The 17475-nt window shown below is 61.6% G+C and carries 14 protein-coding genes; 4 read left to right on the top strand and 10 right to left on the bottom strand.

Annotated elements, in window-relative coordinates; translation table 11 throughout:
* The first annotated feature begins 13 nt into the window (after positions 1-13).
* A complete protein-coding gene (mltF, locus tag D3879_RS19740; protein ID WP_119955939.1) occupies positions 14-1477 on the top strand; it encodes a membrane-bound lytic murein transglycosylase MltF in 1464 nt (487 codons plus the stop codon).
* 28 nt (positions 1478-1505) lie between these two features.
* Here mltF and tadA read toward each other — a convergent pair whose 3' ends face one another.
* The 5 genes from tadA to D3879_RS19765 form a co-directional block, all read right to left on the bottom strand.
* Positions 1506-1982 (bottom strand): tRNA adenosine(34) deaminase TadA, encoded by a 477-nt coding sequence (gene tadA / locus D3879_RS19745; protein ID WP_119955940.1) that lies wholly within the window; start codon positions 1980-1982, stop codon positions 1506-1508.
* Between the two features lie 132 nt (positions 1983-2114).
* A complete protein-coding gene (locus D3879_RS19750; RefSeq protein ID WP_119955941.1) occupies positions 2115-3485 on the bottom strand; it encodes a multicopper oxidase family protein in 1371 nt (456 codons plus the stop codon).
* 148 nt (positions 3486-3633) lie between these two features.
* Entirely contained in the window at positions 3634-5211 is a 1578-nt protein-coding gene (gene guaA, locus D3879_RS19755) for a glutamine-hydrolyzing GMP synthase (RefSeq protein WP_119955942.1), read from the bottom strand.
* A gap of 76 nt (positions 5212-5287) precedes the next feature.
* Complete coding sequence (gene guaB, locus D3879_RS19760; protein WP_119955943.1) at positions 5288-6757, bottom strand: IMP dehydrogenase; 1470 nt, start codon at positions 6755-6757, stop codon at positions 5288-5290.
* Positions 6758-6917: 160 nt separating this feature from the next.
* A complete protein-coding gene (locus D3879_RS19765) occupies positions 6918-7487 on the bottom strand; it encodes a sugar ABC transporter ATPase (RefSeq protein ID WP_119955944.1) in 570 nt (189 codons plus the stop codon).
* A 173-nt stretch (positions 7488-7660) separates the two neighbouring features.
* On the opposite strand from D3879_RS19765, the gene xseA reads away from it, so the two are divergent.
* Positions 7661-9040 (top strand): exodeoxyribonuclease VII large subunit, encoded by a 1380-nt coding sequence (gene xseA / locus D3879_RS19770; protein WP_119955945.1) that lies wholly within the window; start codon positions 7661-7663, stop codon positions 9038-9040.
* A 52-nt stretch (positions 9041-9092) separates the two neighbouring features.
* Positions 9093-9923 carry a M23 family metallopeptidase gene (locus D3879_RS19775; RefSeq protein ID WP_119956362.1) on the top strand — a complete coding sequence of 277 codons (831 nt, stop codon included), beginning with the start codon at positions 9093-9095 and terminating at the stop codon, positions 9921-9923.
* Between the two features lie 45 nt (positions 9924-9968).
* Here the strand turns inward: D3879_RS19775 and D3879_RS19780 are convergent, their stop codons facing one another.
* Complete coding sequence (locus D3879_RS19780) at positions 9969-12083, bottom strand: TonB-dependent copper receptor (protein WP_119955946.1); 2115 nt, start codon at positions 12081-12083, stop codon at positions 9969-9971.
* Positions 12084-12189: 106 nt separating this feature from the next.
* On the bottom strand, positions 12190-12594 hold the full coding sequence (locus D3879_RS19785) for a DUF2946 domain-containing protein (RefSeq protein WP_119955947.1): 405 nt from the start codon (positions 12592-12594) through the stop codon (positions 12190-12192).
* Positions 12595-13013: 419 nt separating this feature from the next.
* Between D3879_RS19785 and leuA the strand changes: the two genes are divergently transcribed.
* Positions 13014-14684 carry a 2-isopropylmalate synthase gene (leuA, locus tag D3879_RS19790; protein WP_119955948.1) on the top strand — a complete coding sequence of 557 codons (1671 nt, stop codon included), beginning with the start codon at positions 13014-13016 and terminating at the stop codon, positions 14682-14684.
* A gap of 273 nt (positions 14685-14957) precedes the next feature.
* On the opposite strand, the gene D3879_RS19795 is transcribed toward leuA, so the two are convergent.
* From D3879_RS19795 to D3879_RS19805, 3 genes are read right to left on the bottom strand one after another with little or no spacing between them, the layout of a single operon-like run.
* Positions 14958-15416 carry a hypothetical protein gene (locus D3879_RS19795; RefSeq protein ID WP_119955949.1) on the bottom strand — a complete coding sequence of 153 codons (459 nt, stop codon included), beginning with the start codon at positions 15414-15416 and terminating at the stop codon, positions 14958-14960.
* Between the two features lie 16 nt (positions 15417-15432).
* A complete protein-coding gene (locus tag D3879_RS19800) occupies positions 15433-16224 on the bottom strand; it encodes an amidohydrolase (RefSeq protein WP_119955950.1) in 792 nt (263 codons plus the stop codon).
* On the bottom strand, positions 16212-17360 hold the full coding sequence (locus D3879_RS19805; RefSeq protein ID WP_119955951.1) for a pyridoxal phosphate-dependent aminotransferase: 1149 nt from the start codon (positions 17358-17360) through the stop codon (positions 16212-16214). Before D3879_RS19805 ends, D3879_RS19800 begins: the two co-directional genes overlap by 13 nt.
* Between the last annotated feature and the right edge of the window lie 115 nt (positions 17361-17475).

Genomic DNA, 17475 nt, shown 5'->3' on the forward strand with positions numbered 1-17475 from the left:
GTATACTGGGCTGATGTTTGCACAAACTATGTTCCGCAGGCGCGGCCCGAAATGGCTGCTGGCGACCGGAATCCTTCTGCTGCTCTGGGGCTGTAGCGAGCCACAGCCCTCGGCCCTAGAGCGCATCCAGAAGGATGGCGTGCTGCGCGTGGTTACCCGCAACAGCCCCGCCACCTATTTTCAGGATCGCAATGGCGAAACCGGTTTCGAATACGAACTGGTTAAACGCCTTGCCGACGATCTTGGCGTCGACTTGCAAATCGAAACCGCCGACAACCTCGACGAACTGTTTGCCGGGCTAAGCCGAGAGAACGGCCCCGTCTTAGCCGCCGCCGGCCTGGTCAGCAGCAGCGGCCGCCGAAGCCAGGCGCGCTTTTCCGAGCCGTACCTGGAAGTGGCCCCGCAAGTCATCTACCGCAATGGCCAGAGCCGCCCGACCCGCCCGGAAGACCTGCTCGGCAAACGCATTCTGGTGCTCAAAGGCAGCAGCCACGCCGAGCAACTGGCCGCACTCAAGGTGCAGTTTCCCGAACTGAATTACGAGGAATCCGATGCGGTGGAGGTCGTCGACCTGTTGCGCATGGTCGATGAAGGAGAAATCGACCTGACCCTGGTCGACTCCAACGAACTGGCGATGAATCAGGTGTACTTCCCCAATGTGCGCGTGGCCTTCGATCTCGGTGACGCCAGCAGCCTGAGCTGGGCAGTGGCGCCCGGCGCGGACGATAGCTTGCTGAAGGAAGTCAACGCCTTCCTCGAGCGGGTCAAACAGAATGGCACCCTGCAGCGCCTGAAGGATCGCTATTACGGCCATGTCGACGTATTGGGTTATGTCGGCGCCTACACCTTCGCCAAGCATCTGCAGCAACGCCTACCGCGCTATGAGCAGCACTTCCGCCAGACTGCCAAGACCCGTGAAGTCGACTGGCGTCTGCTCGCCGCGATTGGCTACCAGGAATCACTCTGGCAACCCAACGCCACCTCCAAGACCGGTGTACGCGGACTGATGATGCTGACCCAGCGCACCGCCCAGGCGATGGGCGTGGCCAACCGCCTTGATGCCAAGCAAAGCATCAGCGGCGGCAGCAAGTACTTCAGCATGATCAAACAGGACTTGGCCCCCGAGCTGGAAGAGCCGGATCGCACCTGGTTTGCCCTCGCCGCCTACAACATCGGCATCGCCCACCTGGGCGACGCGCGCAAGCTGGCCGAGGCCGAAGGCCTCAATCCGAACAAGTGGCTGGACGTGAAAAAGATGCTGCCGCGCCTGGCGCAAAAGCAGTGGTACAGCAAAACCCGCTATGGCTATGCCCGTGGCGGCGAAACCGTGCACTTCGTGCAGAACATCCGCCGCTACTACGACATTCTCACCTGGGTCACTCAACCGCAGCTGGAAGGCAGCCAAGTTGCCGAAAGCGGCCTGCATGTTCCGGGCATCGACAAGCGCAAGCCCGACGCAACCACCCCACAGATGTAGGCTGGGTAGAGGCTAGGCAGAACCCAGCCTACCCACGGCGCGCCTTGAAAAACTCACTCAACATCGTGCTGCACTCCTCCGCCAGCACCCCACCTTCGACCAACACTCGATGATTGAGAAAGCCCTGGATGAAGAACTGGCCGCGGCTTTGCACCACGCCCGCCTTTGGCTCCGTCGCCCCGAACACCACTCGATTGATCCGGGCATGCACGATCAAACCGGCGCACATGCTGCACGGCTCCAGCGTCACATACAGAGTGCTGCCAGGCAGGCGGTAATTCTCCAGGCTTTGCGCCGCCGCACGGATCGCCACCATCTCGGCATGGGCGCTGGGGTCATGTCGGGAAATTGGGCAGTTGAAGCCGCGCCCAATGACTTCACCGTTTTGCACCAGCAGCGCGCCAACCGGCACCTCGCCCAGGCTCGCGCCCTCGGCAGCCAACGTCAGGGCCTCGCGCATAAAGCGCCGATCCTGACTGCGGTCGATGATCTGCGTTTTCTTCATAAATATTCAGACTTCAGATTCAAATCGTAAGCGGGCGTAGAGCGAAGCTAAGCCCAGCGCTATCCTCGCTGGGTTTCGGCAAAAAAAAGCCTCTACCCAGCTTACAACCAGAGCTTCTGCCTTCCACCTCTTCTATACCACCGCGATAGACGCCATCAGGCCGGTTTCCATGTGGTCGATCACATGGCAGTGGAACATCCACACACCTGGGTTATCCGCCACCAAGGCGACGCGTGCACGCTCGTTTTTGCCGAGCAGATAAGTGTCGGTGAAGTACGGAATGATCTTCTTCCGGTCCGAGTTCAACACCTTGAAGCTCATGCCATGCAGATGAATCGGGTGCTGGTACTGGGCCATGTTGCGCAGCTCGAAGATGTAGCTCTTACCGAGCTCCAGCTTGGCGATCGGCCGATCGGCGCAGGTCTTGTCGTTAATATCCCAAGCCTTGCCATTGATCTGCCAGAAGCTCGGCGCGGCACCATTGGCCGCATTCGCCGAGACCGCCCCGACCCACTCGAAGTTGAAGCGGAGGGTTTCAGCATTGGCCAGATCCGGCTCAGCCACCGGGTTGGCCGGCAACGCCGGTGGCCAATCACCCGCAGCGTCTGTGCTCGCCAGCGAGCGTAGCGTCGCCAGACGTACCGGGCCATTACGCAGCGACAGTTCTTGTCCCGCAGCCGGCACTCGCAAGGCCAGATCCATACGCATCCCCGGCCCTAGCCAATACTCCTTGCCCAACGGGCGCGGCGCGACCGGATTACCGTCGAGCGCATAGATCCGCGCCTCGGCGTCCGGCAGGTTGAGCCGATAGGTCAAGGTGTTATCCAGATTAAGCAGACGCAGGCGCACGACCTGGCCAGCCGGCAGATCCAAAGTCGGCAAATGCTGGCCACTGACGGTGGAAAAACTCCCCGCCGTACCACCGCGCGCCGCCTCCCGCGGGATGCTGAATGGGGTGAAGGCGCCCTGCTCGTCAATATGCCAAGTCTTCAAGCTGAGCGTGCGCTCATGCAGAAAACCGCTTGGCTCACGCTCTTCGACAATCAGCGGCCCGACCAGGCCGTGCCCAAGTTGCTGGCTACTGGAAACATGCGGGTGATACCAGTAGTTCCCGGCATCCGGCGTCTTGAATCGGTAGTCGAAATATTCGCCCGGCAGCACCGGTAGCTGCGAGACGTAGGGCACGCCATCCATTTCCAGCGGCAAACGGATGCCGTGCCAGTGAATGGTGGTTGGGTGATCGAGCTTGTTGATAAAGCGCACCCGCAACCACTCGCCCTGCTTGGCGCGCAACTCCACACCCGGCGCCTGGCCACCATAAGCCCAGGCCGGAGTGAGGTGGCCCGGCACCAACTCGAGATCCACGGGTGCAGCAATCAGTTCGTAGTCATGGCTTTGCCCATCCTGCATGCGGCCCAACCAGTAGCGCGCACCACCGGCACCGAGCCCGACAACGGCCAGCCCGGCCAAGCCACCAAGAATCTGTCGACGTGAGAAAGACACGGGGTCAGGCACCTCAAAGAAAAGGACTTCGCTGGCCCATCAGGTAATAGCGCCAACCTCTAACGGGCGGCTCACACGGGGCGGACAAAATACACCTAGCCGCAAACGACGATGAGGGCGACCTCGGCCGCCCTCATCTCTAGCTACATCATTCCCACTCGATAGTGGCCGGCGGCTTGCTCGACACATCGTAAGTCACGCGGGAGATACCTTCGATTTCGTTGATGATCCGACCGCTCACCGTTTCCAGCAGTTCGTAGGGCAAGTGCGCCCAACGGGCGGTCATGAAGTCGATGGTTTCCACCGCACGCAAGGCCACGACCCAGGCGTAGCGACGGCCATCACCGACAACACCCACCGACTTGACCGGTTGGAACACCACGAAGGCCTGGCTGACCTTGTGATACCAGTCGGCCTTGCGCAGTTCTTCGATAAAGATGTGGTCGGCGCGACGCAGCAGGTCGGCGTACTCCCTCTTCACTTCACCGAGGATACGCACGCCCAGGCCCGGCCCCGGGAACGGGTGGCGGTAGACCATGTCGTACGGCAGGCCAAGCTCCAGACCGAGCTTGCGCACCTCATCCTTGAACAGCTCGCGGAGCGGTTCGACCAGCTTGAGGTTCATCTCCTCCGGCAGGCCACCGACGTTGTGGTGCGACTTGATCACGTGGGCCTTGCCGCTCTTGGCGCCAGCCGACTCAATCACGTCCGGGTAGATGGTGCCCTGAGCGAGGAATTTGATGTTGTCCAGCTTGCAGGACTCGGCATCGAACACATCGATAAAGGTGCGGCCGATGATTTTGCGTTTCTTCTCTGGATCGGCTTCGCCGGCCAGGTTAGTCAGGAACTGCTCTTCGGCATTGGCGCGAATCACTTTGACGCCCATGTTCTCGGCGAACATGGCCATCACCTGCTCACCTTCGTGCAAGCGCAGCAGACCATTGTCGACGAACACGCAGGTCAGCTGATCGCCAATCGCCTTGTGCAGTAACGCCGCCACCACGGAGGAGTCCACCCCACCGGACAGCCCTAGCAGCACGTTGGAGCCACCGACCTGGGCACGCACTTGAGCGATGGCGTCGTCGACGATATTCGACGGTGTCCACAGCGCTTCGCAGCCGCAGATATCGAGAATGAAGCGCGACAGAATGCGCCCGCCCTGCTTGGTGTGGGTCACTTCCGGGTGGAACTGCACACCGTAATAACCGCGGTGATCGTCGGCCATGGCCGCAATCGGGCAGTTCGGGGTGCTAGCGAGGATATGGAAGCCTTCCGGCAGCACGGTGACCTTGTCGCCGTGGCTCATCCACACATCGAGACCGAGCACGCCATCGACGTCCACATGATCTTCGATGCCATTGAGCAGACGCGCCTTGCCGACTACGTCGACGCGCGCATAACCGAACTCACGCAGGCTGGAACCTTCGACCTTGCCGCCCAGCTGTTCGGCCATGGTCTGCATGCCGTAGCAGATGCCGAACACCGGTACGCCAAGGTCGAACACCGCCTTGCGCGCACGCGGGCTATTGGCCTCGTGCACCGACTCCGGGCCACCGGCGAGGATGATGCCGCGCGGCGCGAACGCGCGGATGTCGTCATCGCTCATGTCGAACGGATGCAGCTCGCAATACACGCCGATTTCGCGCACGCGACGGGCGATCAGCTGGGTGTACTGGGAACCGAAGTCGAGGATCAGGATGCGGTGGGCGTGGATATCGTGGGCCATGGCCGTCTCTCGTAGCGGAATTCACAAATGACTCGGGGCTGAATAACAGCCCCGTGACGATTCAATGCAGTGGACCTTAGCCCACGCGATAGTTCGGAGCTTCCTTGGTGATCTGCACATCGTGCACGTGCGACTCGGCCATGCCAGCGCCCGTGATGCGCACGAACTCAGGGGTCGTGCGCATCTCTTCAATAGTGGCGCAACCGGTGTAGCCCATGGAGGCGCGCAGGCCGCCCATCAACTGATGCACGATGGCACTCATCGCGCCCTTATACGGCACGCGACCTTCGATACCTTCCGGCACCAGCTTCTCAGCACCGGCCGAGGAGTCCTGGAAGTAGCGGTCACTGGAGCCTTGCGCCTGCGCCATGGCGCCCAGCGAGCCCATGCCGCGGTAAGCCTTGTAGGAACGGCCCTGGAACAGCTCGACCTCGCCCGGCGCCTCTTCGGTACCAGCCAGCATGGAGCCGATCATCACGCAAGATGCGCCAGCGACCACGGCCTTCGACAGGTCACCGGAGAAGCGAATACCACCATCGGCGATCAGCGGCACACCGGTGCCTTCAAGCGCGGCGGCAACGTTGGCGACTGCGGAAATCTGCGGTACGCCGACACCAGCAACGATGCGTGTGGTGCAAATCGAGCCTGGGCCGATGCCGACTTTGACGGCATCCGCGCCGGCTTCGGCGAGCGCCTTGGCGGCCGCGCCGGTAGCGATGTTGCCACCGATCACCTGCACTTCAGGATAGGTCTGTTTGACCCAGCGCACGCGCTCGATCACGCCCCTGGAGTGACCGTGGGCGGTGTCGACCACCACCACGTCGACGCCGGCGGCGACCAGCGCAGCGACGCGATCACCGGTATCGACACCGGTGCCCACCGCAGCGCCGACACGCAGACGACCCTGGTCATCCTTGCTGGCCAGCGGGTAGGCCTTGGCTTTCTCGATGTCGTTGACCGTCATCATGCCTTTCAGGTTGAAGGCGCCATCGACGATCAGCACGCGCTCGATACGGTGCTTGTGCAGCAGCTCGCGGGCCTCCTGCTTGTCGGCGCCTTCCTTGACGGTGACCAGACGCTCTTTCGGCGTCATCACCTCACGCACCTTGGCATCCAGGCGGGTCTCGAAACGCACGTCACGGGAGGTGACGATGCCGACCAGGTCGCCGTTGGACAACACCGGCACGCCGGAAATGTTGTTCTGTCGGGTCAGGTCGAACAGGTCACGCACGCTGGCGTCGGCGTCGATGGTGATCGGATCCTTCACCACGCCGGATTCGAAGCGCTTGACCTTGCGCACTTCGGCGGCCTGCTGCTCGATGGTCATGTTCTTGTGGATGATGCCGATGCCGCCTTCCTGCGCCATGGCGATGGCCAGGCGGGCTTCGGTGACGGTGTCCATCGCCGCGGACACCAGCGGAATGTTCAGCTCGATGCCGCGAGTCAGTCGAGTCTTGAGGCTGACGTCGTTAGGCAGAACTTCGGAATAACCTGGAATAAGAAGGACGTCGTCGAAGGTTAGAGCTTCTTGACTGATACGCAGCATGGCGGGGGGCTCCCGGACGGGAAAATGGAAGCGCGCCATTATACCCACGCAGCCCCCCTGGCTCAATGCAAACCGTTAATTAGATAGGCGCCTCACCATTTAATGCGCCAGCCCCGACGCTCAGCCCAGGCATAGCCGGGAAAGCCCTCGAGTTGTCTGGCTAGAGAAGCACCTGCACCACTGCGATCGGATAACCCAGGCGCTCGGCAAACTCCTTCAAGAAGCTTTGCTTGAAATAAGCGCCGGCCCAATTGTTGAAGATGAACCCCAGATCGGAAAAGCCGCAAGCCTGCTGGAACGGGAACGCATTGATATCGTCCTCGTATTCGCACACTGGGCAGATGAAATTATCCGTCTCGGCCGGCATCCAGTTTTCCAGATGCTCCAGCAACACCTCACCCACCTCCGCCCTGCATTCTGGGCAGCTCGCCACCCCGTCAAAACCCTGCATGGGCGTGAAGATGCAACGCTTGGTGACGATCTCCAAGCCATTCACCGTGCGACCGAACGGCAGATACCGCTCAACCGCCGCGCCCGCTGGAATATCCATGACCCGAGTCGCCCCGGCCGCCACGGCATAACCCAGCTCGCCAGGGCCCAAGCCGCATTTCGACAGTTGCCACTCGACAATATTGTTGCTCGCCAGCCAGCGCAGTACTTCCCGCGCCTTGGCCTCATGCCCGGGATAGCTGGAGATTTGCGGAACGATGATGGTCTGTTGATCACTCATGGCACAGCCTTACTTTATCCAGAGAAGAGAGGGGCGGCGAAAAAAGCCGGCAGCTTAATCGCCCGCGCCGTCGGGTCAAACTATTGCGGCTAGGGGCACTCGCAAGCAGCTGGCCCACGCTTCGAAGTGCAACGACCTTTGGCCTGACTCACAAAGCCTTTATGATGCCTTCCATGATTAAAGACCCCTTCCAGCGTCTCGGCCTCGATCGCGAAGTACTTACCGTCAGCCAACTCAACGGCCGCGCCCGCGTGTTGCTGGAGGACGTGTTCGCCAATATCTGGGTCGAGGGTGAAATTTCCAACCTGGCCAAACCCGCGTCTGGCCACATCTACTTCACCCTGAAAGACAGCCAGGCGCAGGTACGCTGCGCCCTGTTCCGGCAGAACGCCGCTCGCGTACGCCAGGCATTGCGTGACGGCTTGGCGGTGAAGGTGCACGGCAAGGTCTCGTTGTTCGAAGGCCGTGGCGATTATCAGCTGATTCTCGACAGCGTCGAACCCGCTGGCGATGGCGCTTTGCGCCTGGCGTTCGAAGCGCTGAAGGAGAAACTCAGTGCCGAAGGCCTGTTCGCCACCGAACAGAAGATCCCGCTGCCTGCGCACCCACAGAAGATCGGCATCATCAGCTCACCGACCGGCGCGGTGATTCGCGACATCATCAGCGTATTCCGCCGGCGCGCACCGCACGTCCAGTTGACCCTGATCCCCACCGCCGTGCAGGGCCGCGAAGCCACCGCGCAGATTGTCCGCGCCCTCGAACTGGCCGATGCCCGCGGCTTCGATGCACTGATCCTGGCTCGTGGCGGCGGCTCGCTGGAAGACCTCTGGTGCTTCAACGAAGAAGCCGTCGCCCGCGCGGTAGCAGCCTGCCAAACACCAATCGTCAGCGCCGTTGGCCATGAGACCGATGTGTCGATCAGTGATTTCGTCGCCGATGTTCGCGCGCCCACGCCGTCCGCCGCCGCCGAGTTGCTAGCCCCGGACTCCAGCGATTTGCAACAACGCCTGAACAGCCTGCACCGCCGTTTGATTTTGCGCATTCAGGATCGCCTCGGTCGCGAACGCTTGCGCCTGGAGGGCGTCACCCGCCGCCTGCGCCATCCCGGTGAGCGCCTGCGCCAGCAAGCGCAGCGCCTGGATGATCTGGACATGCGCCTGCGACGCGCCTTCGAACGGCAACTGAATAACCGCCGCGAACGCCTGGCCCGCTTAGATACACGCCTGGCGGCGCAGCACCCGGGGCGCGTCCTGACCCTGCTGCGCCAACGCCTGGACAGCCTGGCCGAACGCCTCCCGCGGGCGATTCGCGAGAGCCTGAAAGAGCGTCGCCTACAGCTGCAAAGCCAGGTACAAACGCTGCATGCCATCAGCCCTTTGGCCACCCTTGGCCGTGGCTACAGCATCCTCCTCGACGAACGCGGCCAGGCTATCCGCAGCGCCGGGCAAACCCACCTCGGCCAACGCCTGAAAGCCCGCCTGGGTGAAGGTGAACTGGACGTGCGCGTTGAGGACAACCACCTGACGCCGGTCACCCTTTCCCTGCTTGATTGATAATCTGCCGGCGGATGAGTCAAAGCGTCATCCGCCCTATCAGGACCAAACCATGCGATTACTTCTCGCCGTTCTGCTCTGCTTTGCCTTGCCCGTTCACGCCGAAGGCTTCATCAGCCGCCTGCTGAACAAGCCAGTGCCCGGCGGCGTAGCCGTGATTCCCCTGGGTGACGGCCCCCAGCCACCGCAGGCCAGTTACCAAGGCAAACGCGTGCTGGTGGTACGTGAAGAGGCGAAGCAGTGGATCGCGATTGTCGGCATTCCGCTGACGGTCAAGCCGGGTAATCAGAGCCTTCAGATCAAACTGCCGAGCGGCTCACAGGCCGTGCCGTTCAACGTGGACGCCAAGCTCTACAAGGAACAGCACATCACCTTGAAAAACACCCGGCAGGTCAACCCAAACCCCGCCGACCTGAAGCGCATCGAGCGCGAACTGGCCGAACAGACCCACGCCTATCAAAGTTTCAGCGCCGGCACGCCGAGCAACCTGATGCTCGATAAACCGGTCAACGGCCCGCTCTCCAGCCGCTTCGGCCTGCGCCGCTTCTTCAACGGTGAGGAACGTAATCCCCACGCAGGCCTGGATTTCGCTGTAGCAGCCGGCACTCCGATCCAATCCCCGGCGGCGGGAAAAGTGATCTTGATCGGAAATTACTTCTTCAATGGCAACACGGTGTTCGTCGACCACGGCCAGGGCTTCATCAGCATGTTCTGCCACATGTCGAAAATCGACGTGAAGCACGGCCAGCAACTGGGCCGTGGCGACGTGGTCGGTCGCGTCGGCGCAACTGGCCGAGCGACCGGCCCGCACATGCACTGGAACATCAGCCTGAACGACGCGCGCGTCGATCCGGCAATCTTTATCGGCGCATTCCAACCCTGACTTGGATGGGCATGCCCCCTCCACACGCGGAGGGGCATGCACGGGTCAGAAGCTGAAATCCACTTTGCTCCAGAGGGTGCGGCCCGGCTCATGGAGAGCCTGCGGATCATCCGCCGGATAGCCAAAGCCGGCGTTACCCGCCAGGTTCAGGTGCTCGGCGTAATCCTTGTCCAGCAGGTTGTCGATGCCGACACTGAGCTTGAGGTGCTTGCTCATACGATGGACTCCGTTGACGGACAGCACGCCGAAACCGGCGCTTTCACCGAAGTCCTTGCCGACCACGTTGCCCTGCCCTTCGGCGATTCGACCCTGGCGGGCGACCACCCGCCACAGGCCACCAGCGCTCCAGTCACCCTCCTCGTAAATCAGCCCGAAGCGCGTTTCCAGCGGCGGCATTTGCGGCAGCGCGCGGTCATCGCTGGTGTTCTTGCCCCAGGCATAAGCCAGGGTCGCGTCGGTTTTCCAATTCGCGCTCAACTGATAGGCCGCACCGAGTTCGCCACCCATGGTCCGCGCATCGACATTGTTCGCCCGGGACGACGAACCCATCATGCCGCCGCTGCTGTAAGTGAACAGGATGTAGTCGCGGATCTCGCCGACATAACCGGACGCCCAGGCCTTGAGCTGCTCGCCCTCGTACTGCGCGCCGAAATCGAACTGGGTGGTCTTCTCCGGTTCGATGCCCTCGAAGGCATTCGGCGAACCCGCCGGCCCACGGATCGGGGAAAACAATTCCCAGTAGTCGGGGAAACGCTGCACATGACCGAGCCCGGCGTAGAGGGTGGTCGGGCTGTCCTGCAGGTCATGCTCGTAGCGCAGGAAACCGCCGGGCAGGGTATCGCTGCGGGTAGTGTCGGCGGTCGGATTGGGCAGCGTCATCATCCCGGAACCTAGGGTTTGCCGGTAATCCTTGGTAGAGGCCCGGTCCAGGCGTGCACCGCCGATCACCCGGCCGCGCTCGGCGGCATACCAGGTCAGTTCGCCGAAGACGCCATAGTTGTGGAAGTCGGCGTCCTTGTTCCACGGCTGGTCGTCGTAGGTGCCGATGCCTTTGCCGCTGCGCTTGCGGTGCTCATTGGTCTGCGCATCGACGCCGGAGATCAACTGCAAGTCATCCCAGCGCAAAGTGGTCGCCAGGCGACCGCCGAGAGTACGGCGATCGACATTGGAAGCCCTCGGCCCGGCCATCCTCCCAGTGTTCGGCGGCGTGCGCAGGCTGTAGTTGTCCATCACGTGGTCGGCATAGTTGTAGTAGAGCTGCGCTTCGAGTGTCTCCAGCGTTTCACCGATGTTCGCTTTGACGAAGCGCAGCCCCAGGCTTTCGCGCTCGAACTGCGCGCCATCCATGCCGCGCCCGGCATAGCGCGCCTCGCCATCGCCCTTGCCGGCGCTGAGTTCTACCAGGGTGTCCGCGTCCGGCGTCCAACCGACGGCGACATCGCCGTTCCACTTGTTCCAACGCGAGGGCACGGTATCGCCCGCACCATCCTCGTAGTCGTCGGACTGCGAACGATTGCCGATGAAGCGCAGGTAACCTTCCGGGCCTCCCGCCGCCGCATCCAGCACCCGGTCGAAGCGACCATTGGAACCGCCGACCAGGCTGCCGCTGACTCGCGTACCCAGCTCACCGAAACGCTCGGGCTCGCGATCGAAGCGAATCGTCCCGGCCGAGGCTCCCGCCCCCCAGAGCACCGTCTCCGGGCCTTTCACAACGGTCAGCTTGTCGTAGGTTTCCGGCGAGATATAGGAGGTCGGCGCGTCCATCCGCCCTGGACAGGCACCGAGCATCACACCACCGTTGCTGAGGATGTTCAGGCGTGAACCAAACATCCCCCGCAGCACCGGGTCGCCGTTGGTGCCACCGTTGCGGATGGCGGCAAAGCCGGGAATGGTCTTCAGGTAATCGGCACCGTCACTGGCCGGGATCGGCTGGCGGGCCTGTTTCGGGTCGGTGACGATGGTCAGCGGCGAGCTTTGCGCGACAGCCGTGATCACGCTCGGCTCGAGCTGGACGGCGTGGCCGGCGTGAAGATCGACTTCATCAGCGAAGACAGCGAATGGGAGGCCGGCGAGACCGCCAATGGCGGTGAGTGCATGAAAAGCACACAGGGAGCGCAGGCGTGCAGGGCCTTTCCGCCCACAACGAGAATGTCTGGACATACGGTTTCCATGATCGGGAAAGGTGTTGCTTGGCCGACGAATGCCCACGATCAGCCGGCAGGCAAGCTGCGGACTTCAGGCAGACGACGACAGTGAGAACAAGCGATCAGGCGACCGGGAACGGCGGCGCACGGGTTCGGGCTCCGGGGAACACCGGGGAGGTGGGGACAATCTGGCTAACGACTAACAGCGACGACACGCTGACCGGCAAATCCGCCGAGGTAACGAGTGCGGGCGACGTGAGCGGTGGGCTATGGATCAGCAGACTGCAATAGCCGCACTTCTCCATGAACAGCTCAGCGGACGGCTTCTGCGTGTGGGGCACGGTCGTCGCCATCTGCTGCGCCGGGGCGTATTGCCCGTCGGAACAGGCCAGCTCGTCCATGCCGCTGAGCATCGGCATGGCGTGATCCATCGGCATCGACTGGGACACCAGCGGGCCGACATAGATCAGCAGCATGGCGAAGAGCGCCAGCCGTGTACCGATGCCTTGTCGTTGATGCCGAGTCACTGCGAGCCCTTCCCTAGGTGGCCATCCTGGGCCGCACGGGCGTTAGTAGCGCGTGCTGCATAAGGCGTAATGATCACATATGTCAGCTCCACCCCCCTGTGCGGCATGAAGACGCATAGGATCAGCCGCCCCCAAACGCAGCGCAATTCATTGCGAGTTAAGCAGGGTAGCTAGGCAGATAAAACCAAAAAACCAACGTATAAAGTTATTTCTACCAATTTTTCAACAATGTTTGCCATTGCCACGAAGCCGCACTAGGGTGAAGCCCATGAAAACCTCACATACCCTCATTTTGCTGCGCCAACACGCCTGCCTGCGCTTGGTCAGCCCGCGACTGCAGTGCTGAACAGCACGCCTCGCCCCTCTCTCGTTTCATAGGCAGGCCGCCGTTATCAGGCCTCGACTAAAAGGATTGCCCCATGAGCATGCTCAAAGACCCGTCGAAGAAATACCGCGCCTTCCCAGCTATCGACTTGCCCGACCGTACTTGGCCGTCGAAAACCATCACCGAAGTGCCGATCTGGTGCAGCTCAGATCTGCGCGACGGCAACCAGTCGCTGATCGAACCGATGGACGCGGAGAAGAAGCTGCGCTTCTTCCAGACCCTGGTGAAAGTCGGGGTGAAGGAAATCGAGGTGGCCTTCCCGTCCGCCTCGCAAACCGACTTCGATTTCGTGCGCACCCTGATCGAGGACAAGCACATCCCTGACGACACCACCATCCAGGTGTTGACCCAGGCCCGCGATGACCTCATTACCCGCACCTTCGAATCCTTGAAGGGCGCCAAGAAGGCCATCGTCCACGTCTACAACGCCACTGCGCCGGCGTTCCGCCGCATCGTCTTCAATCAGGACAAGCAGGGCGTGATCGATATCGCCGTGAACGCCGCCAAGCTGATCAAGAAGCTCGCCGCGCAACAGCCAGAAACCCAGTGGACCTTCCAGTATTCGCCGGAAATCTTCACCTCCACCGAGCTGGATTTCGCCGTGCAGGTCTGCGATGCCGTGCTCGACGTCTGGCAGCCGACCCCGCAGAACAAGGTCATCCTCAACCTGCCGGCCACCGTGGAAGTTGCCACGCCGAACATCTACGCCGACCAGATCGAGTGGTTCGGCCGGAACATCAGCCGCCGCGACAGCGTATTGATCAGCCTGCACACCCACAACGACCGTGGCACCGGCGTGGCCGCTACCGAGTTGGGCCTGATGGCTGGCGCCGACCGCGTCGAAGGTTGCCTGTTCGGCAACGGCGAGCGCACCGGCAACGTCGACCTGGTGACCCTGGCGCTGAACATGTACACCCAGGGCCTGCACCCGCAGCTGGACTTCTCCGACATCGATGGCGTGCGCAAGGTGGTCGAGGAATGCAATCAACTGCCGGTACATCCGCGTCATCCCTATGTCGGCGATCTGGTGCATACCGCGTTCTCCGGCTCGCACCAGGATGCGATCCGCAAGGGCTTCAGCCAGCAGCAGGCCGATACCTTGTGGGAAGTGCCCTACTTGCCGATCGACCCAGCCGATATCGGCCGCAGCTACGAGGCGGTGATCCGCGTCAACAGCCAGTCCGGTAAGGGCGGCATCACCTTCCTGCTCGAACAGGAATACGGCATCAGCCTGCCGCGCCGCACACAGATCGAGTTCAGCCAAGTGGTGCAGCGCGAGACTGACCGTCTCGGCCTGGAAATGAGCGCCAAGCAGATCTACGAACTGCTCGACAACGAATACCTGCGCGCCACCGCGCCTTACGCCCTGAAGGGCCATCGCCTACAGGAAGAAAACGGCACCAGCGCGGTGGATATCGAAGTCAGCGTCAAGGGTGAAACCCAGCATTGGCGTGGCATCGGCAACGGTCCGCTGGAAGCGCTGGTGGCCAGCCTGCCGCAGAAAGTCGAGATCATGGATTACGCTGAGCACTCCATCGGCGCCGGCACCAACGCCAAGGCCGCGGCCTACATCGAACTGCGCGTCGATGGCGGTCGCGCCCTGCATGGCGTCGGTATCGACGAAAACATCACTACCGCCAGCTTCCGCGCACTGTTCAGTGCATTGAACCGCGCCTTGAGCCAGGCTGACGCCCAAGCGGCCTGAACTGACTGAGCCTTAAAACAAAACCCCGCCAAATAGCGCAGTGCTGTTCACTTAAGCATACGTCTTCGCCTTTTATCCCCTCGCCCCTCTGGGGAGAGGGTTAGGGAGAGGGGTGCATGCCAGATGAATTCACTTTTGCCCGCTATTTACCCTCTCCCCCAGCCCCTCTCCCGTAAACGGGAGAGGGGAGCTCAGGCGCACATCGCTTAAGTGAACAGCATTGCGCCAAATAGCGGGGTTTTGTTTTAAGGCGGATTACTCAGCGAACCCAGATCAAGCCACATCAAGCAACAGAACCAGCGGTACAACCAGCACAAGCAGCGCCAGCAGGATCAACAAACCAATACCCACCGCTCGCCAGTTGGAATAGAACACACCGCCCCGCTGAGCATGCCCCGCCACCTGCTCGGCCCACGTCACTTTGCCGTACTGGTACATCCCCACCACCTGAGCCGCCGTGAAAGCAGCCGCCGGTATGTTCTCCGGCAGGATAAACGCCAGCACTAATAGTGCGACGAGCACCCCAACACCGGTTAGCCAGACTTTGCGCACCTCGGTGCCGCGGCCAAGGATTCGAAGATTCTGCGCAATGATATAGGCACCTGCCAACGGTGAACCAAAGACCGTCGCCCACCCCACCGCCGCCAGGCTATAGAGACGCTGCCCAGCATCGGTGCTGAGGGGAGTACTTAACTCGGCGTTCGGCGTTTGATAGGGATTGTCGGCGTCCATGCGGCACTACTGCTGATCAGTTGATAAGGAAGCTATCGGCATCCAGATACGCCGGAAAACGCTCGCGATAAGCCGCCAACGCACTAGCCGAGAGGTCAAGCAGAAAGACGCCATCACCCTCAATGGCATTCAGTAAAGACTCGCCCTGGAAATCCAGGACCTGGCTGTCACCGCTATAGGCAAAACCTTTGCCATCCGTGCCGACTCGGTTGACCGCGGCCACATAACAGAGATTCTCGATCGCCCGCGCCGGTAACAGCCGGTTCCAATGCTGGCGGCGCGCGGCCGGCCAGTTGGCGGTGTAGAGCAACAAGTCGGTGTCATGCGGATCACGGCTCCACACCGGGAAGCGCAGGTCGTAACAAATCAGCGGGCGAATCCGCCAGCCTTTCAGCTCCAGCTGCACCTGACGCTCGCCCGGGGTGTAATGCTTGTGTTCGCCGGCCATGCGGAACAGGTGACGCTTGTCGTAGTGCAGCACTTCGCCATCCGGGCGCGCCCACAGCAAGCGGTTGCGATGGCTGCCATCGGCGGCCTGGATGATCACGCTACCGGTAACCACCGCATCGAGGCGGCGCGCCTGCTCACGCAACCAAGCGTAGGCGGCGCCCTCTTCCGGCTCGGCCAGAGTGGCCGAATCCATGGAGAAGCCGGTGGTAAACATCTCCGGCAGGATGATCAGATCCGCGCCGCGTGCCTGCTCGAGCAAGCGTTCGAAATGCGCAAAATTAGCGGCCGGGTCATGCCAGGCCAGCGTGGTCTGGATCAGCGCCAGCTTCAGATCGGGCAAATCACTTAGATCGCGCATAGTTTTTCTGCCGCCTGGCCCAGAGTCTCTTCGCGCTTGGCAAAACAGAACCGCACCAGACGCAAATCCTTAGGCGCTTGCTGATAGAACACCGATACCGGAATGGCCGCGACCCCATGCTCGCGAGTCAGCCACTCGGCCATCGCCACGTCGTCCAAGTCCGGACGAATCAATGAATAGTCGACCAACTGGAAGAAGGTCCCGGCCGCCCGGGTAAAGCGAAATTTCGAGCCGGCCAACAAATCGCAGAATAGATCACGCTTGGCCTGATAGAACCCCGGCAACTCGCTGACATGCTCGGGATGCTCGGCCATGAAGTCCGCCAACCCCCACTGCACAGGGGTCACGCCACAAAAGCTGACGTATTGATGCACCTTGCGCAGTTCGGCGCTCAAGGCCGGCGGCGCCACCACATAACCGGTCTTCCAACCCGTGACGTGGTAGCTCTTGCCAAACGAGCTGACCACGAAGGCGCGCTGATACAGCTCTTCATGGCTGAGCACGCTGTCGTGCTGAGCACCGTCGAACACTAGGTGCTCATACACCTCATCGCTGATCAGGTAGATATCGCGCTGGCGGATCAACTCGGCCAGGCGATCCAAATCTGCCCGACTGATGAGTGCACCGCTAGGGTTGTGCGGGCTGTTGAGAATGATCAGGCGCGTGCGCGGGCTCAAGGCATCGCTCAGCCGCTGCCAGTCAATCGCAAATGCCGGCTGGCTCAGCGGCACATGCACGCAGCGCCCACCCGCCAACTCCACCGAGGGCTCATAGCTGTCGTAGCTAGGGTCGAAAACGACGACCTCATCGCCCGGCTGAATCAGCGCCTGAATGGCGCAGAAAATTGCCTGGGTCGCTCCCGGCGTGATAGTGATTTCATGCTCGGCGCTGACGCTGCTGCCATAACAACGGGCAATCTTTGCCGCCACTTGCTCGCGCAGCGCCGGCAGGCCAGTCATTGGCGCATATTGATTATGGCCAGCCGCAATATGCCGGCAAACCGCATCACGCAGGGCCTGCGGGCCGTCAAAATCAGGAAAGCCTTGGGAGAGATTCAGCGCACCGACTTCGGCGGCGAGCTGGGACATACGAGTAAAGATAGTGGTGCCGACATTTGGCAGTTTGCTATGCAACATGATCTCTCCTACGAACCCCTCGTAGGGTGGGTTAGGCCAGCGGCCGTAACCCACCAACCGGCCAGGGAGGGCCGGCGTTTTATCTGCTTGGCGCAAGGTCAGTGCCCTGGCGATT

The organism is Pseudomonas cavernicola, assembly GCF_003596405.1.
Lineage (GTDB): Bacteria > Pseudomonadota > Gammaproteobacteria > Pseudomonadales > Pseudomonadaceae > Aquipseudomonas > Aquipseudomonas cavernicola.